Genomic DNA, 11,706 nt, shown 5'->3' on the forward strand with positions numbered 1-11,706 from the left:
TTGTAGGTGTTAACCGTGCATACCGGACAGTGGACTATGAGGTCGGTAACAACCGGGGCCACATGCCGACACAACTGTTTGCGTGGTCGTCACGTTCGGTCTGCTGACGGGATGGCAACCGCGCGCTTAGTCTGACGCCCGCCCAGTTGACGCCCCTGTGTTGTTCCCCGAGGCATTTTCCGGAGGTCTGCTGTGTCCGTTCCCGCCCGCCTGCGACGCCCGCGCTGGGCGCTGGCAGCGCTCGGTGCCACCGCCGGTCTGACAGCCGCGGCCGTCGGTCTCCTGCCAGCCAGCGCGCAGGCCGCCGCGCTGCCCACACCCGACCATGTGGTCGTGGTGGTGCTGGAGAACCATTCCTACTCGCAGATCATCGGTAGCTCGAGCGCACCGTACATCAACAACACGCTGAAGGCCGGCGGCGCCAACCTCTCGTCCTCGTATGGCATCACCCACCCCAGCCAGCCCAACTACCTTGCGCTCTTCTCCGGCAGCACCCAGGGCATCACCGACGACAGCTGCTACACCCCGCAGTTCAGCAGTGCGGCCAACCTCGGCTCCGAACTCATCGGAGCGGGTCTGACCTGGGGCAGTTACAACGAGGGCCTGCCCTCGCAGGGTTCGACGGTGTGCACCAAGAGCAGCACGAAGTACGCCCGCAAGCACAACCCGTGGTTCGCCTTCAGCAATGTGCCGCTGAACACCGCCTACACGTTCACGCAGTTCCCGACCGACTACACCACATTGCCCAAGGTTTCGTTCGTCGTTCCGAACCTGTGCAACGACATGCACGACTGCTCGGTCTCCACCGGTGACACGTGGGTGCAGAACAACCTCGGCGCCTACGCCACCTGGGCCAAGACCCACAACAGCCTGCTCGTCCTGACCTTCGACGAGGACAACGGTTCCAGCAGCAACCACATCGCCACCGTGGTCTACGGGCAGCACGTCATCGTGGGCGGCAGCTCGTCGACGACCTACAACCACTACAACGTGCTACGCACGCTGGAGGACCTCAGCGGCCTCACCACCCATGCGGGTAACGCCGCGACCGCAGCGGACATCACCGGTATCTGGAACTAGCAGACCGTGTACGTAGCGGACGCCCGCACCGCGTCCGAGTCGTCCGGCCCGGGTCCACACCCGGGTCGGACCCTCGGCCCGCTGCCCGCCGCCGACACCCGCGCCGTGGCCCGGCCGGCCGCTCGCACCGTGCTGCGGGCGGTGCCGCACACGGTGCTCGTGCTGGGCACGGTCAGTCTCATCACCGATGTCTCCTCGGAGATGGTCACCGCCGTTCTGCCGCTGTACCTGGTGGCCGAGCTGGGTCTGTCCCCGCTGGGCTTCGGTCTGCTCGACGGCGTCTACAACGGGGTCAGCGCGCTGGTCCGCCTCGTCGGCGGCCACCTCGCCGACCGTGGCCGGCGGCACAAGACCACCGCGGCGCTCGGGTACGGCCTGTCCGCCCTGTGCAAGCCGGCCCTGCTCGCCGTCCACAGCGTGCCGTTGATCGGTGCTGTACTCGCCGTCGACCGCACGGGCAAGGGCCTGCGCACGGCTCCTCGCGACGCGATGATCTCACTTGCCGCGCCGCCCGAGGCCCAGGGCCGTTCCTTCGGCGTGCACCGGGCCATGGACACCACCGGAGCGCTGCTGGGTCCACTCACGGCTTTTTTCGTTCTGCGGACGGCTGCCGGGGGCTTCGACGCCGTTTTCGTGGTGAGCTTCTGCATCGCCACCATGGGTGTGCTGGTCCTCCTGCTCTTCGCTCCCGGACGCGTCCCGGCGCCGGCCCCGCCCAGCGGTGCCGCGGTCACCCCGGCGCCGGCCACAGGCCGGCCGGCCGCGGCGGCAGCCACGGTGTCTGTGCGCGCGGCGCTCGCTCTGTTGGGCCGACCGCACCTGCGGCGGCTCACCGGCTGCGCGTTTGTACTGGGCCTGGCAACGGTCAGCGACTCCTTTGTCTACCTGCTGCTACAGCGACGTCTGGATCTGTCCGAGCGCTGGTTCCCGCTCCTGCCGCTCGGTACGGCGGGCGCGTTCCTGCTGCTGGCCGTGCCGCTCGGCCACGCCGCCGACCGGTTCGGCCGTTGGCGGGTCTTCCTCGCCGGGCATCTGGGCCTGCTCGTGGCCTACGGGCTGCTGCTCGCGCCGACGCACGCAACGGGAGAGCCGGTCGGGCCGGTGACGGTAGCCGGCCTGGTTGTAGCCGGCCTGCCGGTCGCGGTGCTCGTGCTGCACGGCGCCTTCTACGCCGCGACCGACGGGGTGCTCATGGCGGCCGCGGCCGGCTCGGTGCCGGCCGAGCTGCGCGCCAGCGGCCTGGCGCTGGTACAGACCGGACAGGCCGGCGCCCGCTTCGGGTGTTCGTTGTCGTTCGGCGCGGTCTGGACGGCGTGGGGGAGTCACACCGCACTGATCGTCGCCACGGTGACGCTGGCGACCTGCGTCGCGGCGAGCGCGTTCATCCGGCCCATCGCAGCACCCAATGCGCCACGGGAGACGACCTAGTGACCGTACGTACCCGACTGCTCGTCCTGCTCGCCGCCGTAGGGCTGCTCACCGCGGTCGCCGTGGGCGCGGTGCGCCATGCCGCCGACCGCGGCGACCGCAGGGATCGCACGGCGTCCGGCCCACCGGTGACCGCAGGGCAGGTCACGCTCACCGCAGCGGGTTCGACCCGGGCGCCGATGCTGGTCTTCCGCAACATGGTCTGGGGTCCGCACCGTGACGAGCTGGCATCGGTGCCGTCAGCGGACCCGGACGGTCCGCGTACCGCATCCACGGTTCACTGCCTGCGCTTCTACGCCGCGGTCGGGACCGGTATCTGCCTGCAGGCGGTGCACGCCGCGGTGTCGGACACCTTCGCGGCGGTGATACTCGACGCGGGCCTGCGCGAACAGCGGCGTTACTTCCTCGACGGCATCCCCACCCGGGCGCGGGTCTCGCCGAGCGGCCATCTGGTCGCATGGACGGTTTTCGTCAGCGGCGACTCCTACGGGGTCGGGCAGTTCTCCACCCGTACCTCGATCCTGGACACCCGCACCTGGACCCTTCAGCGCACACTGGAGGACTACCAGGTCGTGAAGGACGGGCATGCCTACCGCAACGCCGACGTCAACTTCTGGGGCGTGACCTTCGCCGACGACGATCACTTCTACGCGACGCTCGCCACCGGCGGGAGTACCTACCTGGTCCGGGGTGACGTCGCGGCCCGCACGCTCACCACTGTGCGTGAGAACGTCGAATGTCCCTCCCTGGCACCGGACGGGACCCGGCTGGCATTCAAGAAACGGGTGCCGGGCCTTCCCGCCGATGCGCCCTGGCGGCTCTACGTCCTCGATCTTTCAACCATGGGCGAGACGCCGCTGGCCGAGAACCGGAGTGTCGACGATCAGGCGGTCTGGCTCGACGACGAGACACTCACCTACGCGCTGCCCGGGGACTTCGGCAGCGATATGTGGACGGTTGCGGCCAACGGTGGCGGCAACCCACGGCGGTTGCTGACGGCGGCGATGGCGCCGTCAGTAGTCAACGGTGTTGACGGCAGCTCTCGTCATAATTGATCTTCAATCACACTGGCAGACTGGTCTGATGGCAAGCAATCACCCAGTCTCCAATGACACGACAACCTCCCCGACGTCCCTGTCGACCACATCTGACCTGGTTTCGATACGCAGCGCAATCGCACAGGATGAGGCTGTCGAGATCTGTCGGGACCTGGTGCGGATCGACTCGGTGAACCGGGGCAGTGGTGACGGGAACGAACGGGCCATCGCCGAGTACGTTGCCGCCACACTCGCCGAGGTCGGTCTGCAGACGACCCTGCTGGAATCCGAACCGGGCCGTACCAGCGTCATCGCCAGAGTCGAAGGCCGCGACCCGAGTCGGGCGCCGCTTCTCATCCACGGTCATCTCGACGTGGTGCCGGCGGATCCGGCTGACTGGCGGGTGCACCCCTTCAGCGGCGACATCGTCGACGGGTGCCTGTGGGGGCGGGGCGCTGTCGACATGAAGGACATGGTCGCGATGACGCTCGCGGTCATCCGTGATCTTGTCCGGTCCGGTCGCCGTCCACCGCGTGATCTGGTCCTCGCCTTCGTGGCTGACGAGGAGGCTGGCGGAACCCTGGGCGCCCGCTGGCTGGTCGACAATCACCCGCAGCTGTTCGCCGACTGCACCGAGGCGATCAGCGAGGTCGGCGGCTTCTCCTACACGGTCTCCGACGACCTGCGGCTGTACCTCATCGAGACGGCCCAGAAGGGCATCGCCTGGATGAAGCTCACCGTTGCCGGCCGGGTGGGACACGGATCGATGATCAACGATGACAATGCGGTCACGGCGCTGTGCGAGGCGGTCGTGCGCCTGGGCCGCCATCGTTTCCCCGTGGTCCTGACCCCGACCGTGCGCATGTTCCTCGACTCCGTCGGCGACGCGCTCGGCATCGACGTGCACGCCGAGGACCTGGAGACCACGATCGCCAAGTTGGGGCCGATATCGCGCATGATCGGCGCCACCATCCGCAACACGGCGAACCCCACCCAGCTCAACGCCGGTGCGAAGGTCAACGTCATCCCGGGCGAGGCCACCGCCTACGTCGACGGCCGCTTCCTGCCCGGCCAGGAGGAGGAGTTCCTTCGCCAGATCGACGAACTGATCGGCCCGGCGGTCCGCCGTGACTGGGTCGTCTACGACCAGGCACTGGAAACCGGGTTCGACGGGCCGCTGGTGGACGCCATGGCCGGCGCGTTGCGGGCCGAGGACCCGGCCGCCCGGGTCGTCCCCTACATGCTCTCGGGAGGCACGGACGCCAAGTCCTTCGCCCGGCTCGGGATCCGATGCTTCGGCTTCTCCCCGCTGCTGCTACCCGCGGACCTCGACTTCGCCGGGATGTTCCACGGTGTGGACGAACGGGTGCCGGTCGAGTCGCTGCGTTTCGGTGTCCGCGTCCTGGACCGCTTCCTCGCAGCCGCATAGGGCAGCCGCATAGGGGCAGAGCCATGGGCCCGCCCGCGCGATCCCGGGCCCGAGCGGTCGATCTCGGGTCCGGGATCGGCGTCCTGCGTCAGCTGCCGGTCGGGTCAGCTGCCGGTCGGGTCAGCTGCCGGTCGGGTCCGGGGTGACGACGAGCAGCAGGTCGCCGACCTCGACCGAGACACCGGACGAGCGGAGCAGCTCGGTGACGGTTCCCGCGTGTGGGCTGGTGACGGCCGCCTCCATCTTCATGGCCTCGATGGTCGCGAGTCGGTCACCCTGGCTGACCCGGTCGCCGACGGCGACTGCGTAGGTGACCAGGCCGGGTAGCCCTGCGGGGATCTGGGCCGGATCGCCCGGATCGGCACGCCGGGCGGCATTGGACGCCGGCGCGATGGAGTTGTCCCGTACCGACACCGGCCGTGGCGCTCCGTTGACCCGCAGGTAGAGGGTGCGCATACCCGCGTCGTCCGGTCCACCGATGTCGTGTAGCTCGACGATGGTCTCGACACCCGGTTCGACCGTGATGACCACCGGCTTACCCGGGGTGAGGCCGTAGAAGAACTCCTCGGTGGGGATCGCCGAGCTGTTGCCGTACGCGGCCAGGGCCGCGGTGTAGTCCTTCCACGGACCCGGGAACAGCAGCCGGGACAGGGTCTCCCGCCGGCCGGCGCCGGCCAGCGCCGCGGAGTCCGCCGCACTGAGCTCGGCCGCGGGTGCGGCCGGGTGCCGGCCGGCGAGTGCGCGTTCGCGGAACGGCTCGGCGAAACCTGCCGGCGGGGTACCGAGTTCGCCCGCCAGGTAGCCCAGGACGCTCGCCGGCAGGTCGTAGCGTTGGGGATTGTCCCGCAGCGTGGCGACGTCGATGTCGCCGCTTGCGATGAACAAGGCCAGGTCCCCGACGACCTTGCTGGTCGGAGTGACCTTGATGGGTTTGCCGAGCAGGTCGTTGGCCAGGGCGTAACACTCCTGCACCTGTGACCACTTCGCGCCCAGTCCGAGTGCGATCGCCTGCTGGCGCAGGTTCGTCAGCTGCCCGCCGGGGATCTCATGGCGGTACACCGCGCCGGTCGGCGCCCGCAGGCCCGCCTCGAAGGGCGCGTAGAGATCACGCGCAGCCTCCCAGTACGGCTCCATGGCGGACAGTGCGGCCAGGTCGATCCCGGTCGCGCGCCGGGTGTGGTCGGTGGCGGCGACCAACGCGGACATGTTCGGCTGGCTGGTCCCACCCGACAGCGGCGCGGCCGCAGCGTCGACGGCGTCCGCGCCGGCGTCGGCCGCCGCGAGCAGGGTGGCGAGCTGACCGCCGGCGGTGTCGTGGGTGTGTACCTGGACGGGCAGGTCGAAGTTCGCCCGCAGCGCCGTCACCAGGATGCGCGCCGCGGCCGGTCGCAGGAGCCCCGCCATGTCCTTGACCGCGAGTACGTGGGTGCCGGCGGCGACGAGTCGTTCGGCCAGGCGGAGATAGTAGTCGAGGGTATAGATCGATTCTGCCGGATCCGCCAGGTCACCGGTGTAACACAGCGTGCCCTGGGCGACCGCGCCAGCCTCGATGACCGCGTCGATCGCCGGCCGCATCTGCTCGATGTCGTTCAGCGCGTCGAACACGCGGAAGATGTCGATACCGGTTGCGGCCGCCTCGGCGACGAACGCCCGGACCACGTCATCGGGGTACGGGGTGTAACCGACCGCGTTGCGTCCGCGCAACAGCATCTGCAGGCAGATGTTCGGTACCCGCTCGCGGATGGCGGCGAGACGTTCCCACGGGTCCTCCGCCAGGAACCGCAGCGCCACATCGTAGGTCGCCCCGCCCCAGCACTCCAGACTCAGCAGCTCGGGGGTGAGCCTGGAGTACGCGGGCGCCGCCGCGAGAATCTCAGTGGTCCGCAGGCGGGTGGCCAGCAGCGACTGATGGGCGTCACGCAAGGTGGTGTCGGTGACCGCGAGCTGCTCGGACGCCCGCAGCCGCGCCGCCCATTCCCGTGGTCCGAGCTCGGCGAGAAGCTGACGGGACCCGGCCGGCGCCATGGCGGGGGGCAACGACGGCAGTACGGTCACCGGGTCGACCAACGCGCCGGCCGGTCGCTTGTGGCCGTTGACGGTGCTGTGCGCGAGCCGGTCCAGCAGGCGGCTGGTCCGGTCGGTTCCGCCGTCACCGACCGACAGAGCGGGCCGGTCGTCCAGGAAGGACGTGGTCACCCGTCCGGCCAGGAAGTCCGGCTCTGCCAGCAACCGGCGCAGGAACGTCAGGTTCGTGCGCACACCGCGGACCCGGAACTCCGCCAGCGCCCGGCGGGCCCGCCCGGTGGCCTGCTCGAAGGTGGCGCCCCGGGTCGTCACCTTGACCAGCAGCGAGTCGAAGTACGGGGTGACCTGCGCACCCTCGTAGGTCGCCCCGTCCAGCCGGACTCCCGGGCCGCCCGGGGACTGGTATCGGGTGATCTTCCCGATGTCCGGGCGGAAGCCGTCCGCCGGGTCCTCGGTGGTCACCCGGCACTGCACCGCGGCCCCGCGGATCGTGATCGATTCCTGGGTGAGGCCCAGGTCGGCCAGAGTCGCACCGGCGGCGATCCGCAACTGGGCCGCGACCAGATCGACACCGGTGATCTCCTCGGTCACGGTGTGCTCGACCTGGATGCGCGGGTTCATCTCCATGAAGGTGTGTGAGCCGTCGGCCGCGACCAGGAACTCGACCGTGCCCGCATTGACATATCCGACATGCCGGGCGAACGCGAGCGCATCCACGCACAGCTGGTCACGTACGGCCGGATCGAGCAGCGGCGCGGGCGCCACCTCGACGACCTTCTGATGGCGGCGCTGTACCGAACAGTCCCGCTCATAGAGGTGGACGACTTTTCCGGTCGTGTCGCCGAGAACCTGCACCTCGACGTGGCGGGGCCGGTTCACCGCCTGCTCAAGGAAGATCGTTCCATCGCCGAACGCCGCCGCCGCCTCTCTGATCGCGCTTGCCGCCGCATCGGAGAGATCATCGGCCCGGTGCACCCGGCGTAGCCCACGACCGCCACCACCGGCCGAGGCCTTCACGAACAGTGGGAAGCCCACCGACGCCGCGGCGTCGGCGGCCGCGGCCGGGTCTGTCAGTGGCGCCGAGGCCCGCAGCACCGGCAGGCCCGCGGCTACCGCAGCCTCGCGGGCGGCCACCTTGTCGCCGGTCAGGCGCAGCACGTCCGGCGGGGGACCGACAAAGGTGATGCCGGCCAGCACGCACGCTTCGGCCAGCGCCTCGCTCTCCGACAGGAAGCCGTAGCCCGGGTGCAGCGCGTCCGCGCCGACCCGTTTCGCCACGGCCAGCAGGGCGTCGACATCCAGATATCCCCGGACGGGATGCCCCGGTTCGCCGAGTTCATATGCTTCATCGGCTTTTATCCGGTGTAGCGAACCCACGTCTTCGGGCGTGTAGACGGCGACAGTACGTAGGCCCAGTTCGTTCGCGGCTCGGAAGACACGGACAGCGATCTCACTGCGGTTCGCGACCAGGACCTTGTTGATCAAAATGGCACCCCTCCACGACGCGGACTAGCGTCCCCTCACTGGGTCGACCCCGGACGGCTGTCAACCCGGATGAATTGTCGCAGTGTTTTCGGGCACGTGCCGTTGTTGTCTCCGGCGGGCAACCGTGGTCAAGGTGCCGTTCTAGCCGCCGAGCCTGGTGGCGAACACCGCCGCCTGGGTCCGACTCTCCAGCCCGAGCTTGGACAGCAGGCTGGACACGTAGTTCTTCACCGTCTTCTCCGCCAGGAACATGCGGGTGGCGATCTGCCGGTTGGTGAGCCCTTCGGCGATGAGCGCGAGAATGCGACGCTCCTGGTCGGTCAGGCCGGCAAGCCGCCCGCCCTGGTCGGACCCCTGCCGGAGCCGACAGAGTACACGTGGCGTCACCGTGCGGTCCAGCAGCGACTGGCCGGCCGCGACCCGCCGCACGGCGTCCACCAAGGCGGTGCCACGAATCTGTTTGAGCACGTATCCGGCGGCTCCGGCCATGATCGCGGTGAACAGCGCGTCCTCGTCGTCGAACGAAGTGAGGATCAGGCAGCCAATTGTCGGGTCCTGCGAGCGGACCTGCCGGCACACCTCGATCCCACTGCCGTCCGGTAGACGTGCGTCGAGGATCGCGACGTTGGGCCGCGTCGCGAGGATCGCCTGGTCCGCACCGTCAGCGCGATCGGCTTCGCCGATCACATCGATGTCGCGCTCACCGGCAAGAAGATCGCGTAGCCCGCGTCGGACCAACTCGTGATCATCCAAAAGGAACACCCGGATCGTAGTCGCGTCCGGTGTGATCCCAACCGGCCCGGCCACGTTCGCAGATTTCTCCGACACCGTATTCTCCGCCTGACCGGGGTTGTCTGTCACTACAAGTCACATTATGCAAACAGATTCTAACCGAGTCGGTGGAGCCCGACCCCCCGCTCCCGCCTAATCGGCGGCTGCCGGTTTCCGCGGCAGCGCGTCGTGTGCGGCAGATCTCAGTGCGGCAGCATCCGGTGGTGTCCCGGGTTGCCGGGTCGTCGCTTCGACGACCCGGCAAGACCGTCACCATAATGACCGTCACCAAAAAGACAACGTTAAGTTACATTGCGTCGCATCCAACTGACCTGCGAACTAGATGATCTCAGAACTGGACTGTAATGGTTCCGCCGAGTAGTGGGATGGGCCAGAGGATCACCGCCAGGATGAAGGTGACCACCTGGGAGCCGGTATGAACCTCGTAGGTCTTGCTGACTGCGATGACGATGCCTACGACGAGCCAGACCAGGGCGACGATGGGAACCTGTGCACGGGTACGCATAGTGGTCCTTTCTGGGTCAGGGTTCCGACGATGTCCGAGGTGGCGTGGGCGTCATCTCCGGCGCCCACGCCGCGCCGCGTCTCTGATCAGACCGATTAGCGGATCTTTACCCTGGTCGCGGCGTTGAAACGTCTCATGAACGGATGTGTCGCCAATGTCTCGTGAGCACCCCGGTGCGGGAAGCGACCAGGGCATCCGGGAAGATGCGCTACCGGATTCCCGCGAGGTTGCTCGCGGCCGCCACGGTCCGGAGATTGTTCACGTGTGAGGGAGGACGTCGCCATGCGGCTGGGTAAGAGCAGTGCGGATTCAAGGCAGGCATCTGTCGAACGGGTTGTCAAGATCCTGGAAGAGTATGTCGGCGGCCTCCCGGTGGCCGGCCCGGACGAGCCGTTCGTGTTTGTCCGGACCTGGACGCTCACGCGGACCGGTTCGGACGCGCCGCTGTCGCAGACAGCACCCGCGACAGTACCCGCGGATGTGTCGTTCCAGGTCCGCTGCGTGGTGTCGCAGCGGACCACCGAGGACGACAGCGCGGACGAAGTCGACGACCAGCGGACCTACGAACAGCTCATCGGCGCGGCCCGAGCGCTGGCCGCGAACGGGTTCGGGACCGAGGAGGTCTTCGAGGGCTGGCGGACGGTCGCCCTCGAGGTTGCGTTGCCATCGGCTGCGCGGGCCGCCGAGGCCATCGACAAGGCAAAGAAGGTCGAGAAAGCGGTGGAAGTGGAAGCTGAGAAGGCTGAGAAGGGCGAGAAGAAGCGGCGGCGTGGACTGCGCCGGCCGGAGCCCGTTTCGGTTTCCTAGCTTTCCCTGAGGCCGCCGGCCGCGCGAGGGGAACGATGATCGCGCGACCGGCGGCTGGCGGGGAACTCGTCAGGACCAGGGCGTCCGGCGGACCCAGCGGTGGTCGGGGGCGTGACGCCGAGGGGGCCCCGCGGCCCGCAGTTCGCGGACGAACGGGAGGACCGCCACGGCGCCGAAGACGAACCCGACCACATGGGCGCCATAGGCCACGCTGCCGCCGTCGGCAACGCCCATCCCGGTGAAGTACACGTACTGCAGCACGAACCAGAAGCCGAGCACGAGCCATGCCGGCAGCCAGAACGGCAGGAAGAACAGGAACGTGACGAGCCCGATGACCCGGGCCCGCGGGAATACCACGAGGTAGGCGCCGAGAACACCGGCGATCGCACCGGACGCGCCGATGAGTGTCGTGGTCGACTCCGGTTCGAACAGTGCGAACCCGTACGCGGCCGTGTAGCCGCACACCACGTAGAAGATCAGATATAGCAATCGTCCCATGCGGTCCTCGATGTTGTTGCCGAAGACGCCAAGGAACAGCATGTTACCGAGCAGGTGCAGCCAGCTTCCGTGTAGGAACATCGACGTCAGTACCGACAGCACCGGTGACTTGACGAACGACGGCGGGGACTCCAGCTCGCAGAGCACCTGACCCTGGGCGTTTCGACCGGGGGAGCGGCCGCTCGGTACCGTCTCAAGGCGCTGGTTCTCCAGCATCTCCACGGGAATCGCTCCCCACTGGTCGAAGAACCGCTGCTGTTCACATACCTTCTGCGCGGCTGACGTGCTGGAGCCGGCAACCGAGGACACGATCGGCTCGAAGAGCACGAAGACGGCGACGTTCACCGCGATCAACAGCCAGGTCATGATCGGCCGGCGGCGAAGTGGGTTGATGTCGTGAATCGGCAGGACCACACGCTCATCCTGCCCGTGGCGCCTGCCCGGCCCACCACCGCCTCCCGCCTGCGGGCGTGGCAGTGCGGGGAACTTGCGATCCCACCCAGGATCGTGGTGAGGGCCGCCCTTGCGGGCGACCCTCGTCTGGGCGCGGCCTCTATCATGACCAACGACAGTAAAACGACGGGGACGCTCCAGGCTTACGGTCTGATCAGGGTTGAAGT

The 11,706-nt window shown here is 68.3% G+C and carries 10 protein-coding genes; 6 read left to right on the forward strand and 4 right to left on the reverse strand.

From position 1 onward, the window contains the following. Nucleotides 1-192: 192 nt before the first annotated feature. The 4 genes from U9977_RS00510 to U9977_RS00525 are packed head-to-tail and all read left to right on the forward strand — an operon-like array spanning nucleotide 193 to nucleotide 4,974. Nucleotides 193-1,080 carry an alkaline phosphatase family protein gene (locus tag U9977_RS00510; protein ID WP_322747136.1) on the forward strand — a complete coding sequence of 296 codons (888 nt, stop codon included), beginning with the start codon at nucleotides 193-195 and terminating at the stop codon, nucleotides 1,078-1,080. A 6-nt stretch (nucleotides 1,081-1,086) separates the two neighbouring features. Next, nucleotides 1,087-2,508, forward strand: coding sequence for an MFS transporter (locus U9977_RS00515; RefSeq protein ID WP_322747137.1), 1,422 nt, complete (start codon nucleotides 1,087-1,089; stop codon nucleotides 2,506-2,508). Then, complete coding sequence (locus tag U9977_RS00520; RefSeq protein ID WP_322747138.1) at nucleotides 2,508-3,563, forward strand: TolB-like translocation protein; 1,056 nt, start codon at nucleotides 2,508-2,510, stop codon at nucleotides 3,561-3,563. Before U9977_RS00515 ends, U9977_RS00520 begins: the two co-directional genes overlap by 1 nt. Before the next feature lie 28 nt (nucleotides 3,564-3,591). Further along, a complete protein-coding gene (locus tag U9977_RS00525; protein ID WP_322747139.1) occupies nucleotides 3,592-4,974 on the forward strand; it encodes a M20/M25/M40 family metallo-hydrolase in 1,383 nt (460 codons plus the stop codon). Nucleotides 4,975-5,094: 120 nt separating this feature from the next. Here U9977_RS00525 and U9977_RS00530 read toward each other — a convergent pair whose 3' ends face one another. From U9977_RS00530 to U9977_RS00540, 3 genes are all read right to left on the reverse strand, one after another. Further along, nucleotides 5,095-8,481 (reverse strand): pyruvate carboxylase, encoded by a 3,387-nt coding sequence (locus tag U9977_RS00530; RefSeq protein ID WP_322747146.1) that lies wholly within the window; start codon nucleotides 8,479-8,481, stop codon nucleotides 5,095-5,097. A 144-nt stretch (nucleotides 8,482-8,625) separates the two neighbouring features. Continuing rightward, nucleotides 8,626-9,312: a response regulator transcription factor gene (locus tag U9977_RS00535; protein WP_322747140.1), complete on the reverse strand. Its 687-nt coding sequence runs from the start codon at nucleotides 9,310-9,312 to the stop codon at nucleotides 8,626-8,628. A gap of 292 nt (nucleotides 9,313-9,604) precedes the next feature. Beyond that, nucleotides 9,605-9,781 (reverse strand): hypothetical protein, encoded by a 177-nt coding sequence (locus tag U9977_RS00540; protein ID WP_322747141.1) that lies wholly within the window; start codon nucleotides 9,779-9,781, stop codon nucleotides 9,605-9,607. A 264-nt stretch (nucleotides 9,782-10,045) separates the two neighbouring features. On the opposite strand from U9977_RS00540, the gene U9977_RS00545 reads away from it, so the two are divergent. Beyond that, complete coding sequence (locus U9977_RS00545; RefSeq protein WP_322747142.1) at nucleotides 10,046-10,588, forward strand: hypothetical protein; 543 nt, start codon at nucleotides 10,046-10,048, stop codon at nucleotides 10,586-10,588. Nucleotides 10,589-10,657: 69 nt separating this feature from the next. On the opposite strand, the gene U9977_RS00550 is transcribed toward U9977_RS00545, so the two are convergent. Then, nucleotides 10,658-11,500, reverse strand: a complete 843-nt coding sequence (locus U9977_RS00550) for a rhomboid family intramembrane serine protease (protein ID WP_322747143.1) — start codon at nucleotides 11,498-11,500, stop codon at nucleotides 10,658-10,660. Between U9977_RS00550 and U9977_RS00555 the strand changes: the two genes are divergently transcribed. Then, a partial coding sequence (locus tag U9977_RS00555) for a hypothetical protein (RefSeq protein ID WP_322747144.1) occupies nucleotides 11,483-11,706 on the forward strand: 224 nt, incomplete at its 3' end. The genes U9977_RS00550 and U9977_RS00555 overlap by 18 nt on opposite strands.

It is taken from the genome of Protofrankia sp. Cas8, from assembly GCF_963555845.1.
GTDB lineage: Bacteria > Actinomycetota > Actinomycetes > Frankiales > Frankiaceae > Protofrankia.

Excerpts from the sequence above, each read along its gene's own strand:
- U9977_RS00525 (WP_322747139.1), top strand. The coding sequence starts at position 3,592 with ATGGCAAGCAATCACCCAGTCTCCAATGACACGACAACCTCCCCGACG.
- U9977_RS00540 (WP_322747141.1), bottom strand. The coding sequence starts at position 9,781 with ATGCGTACCCGTGCACAGGTTCCCATCGTCGCCCTGGTCTGGCTCGTC.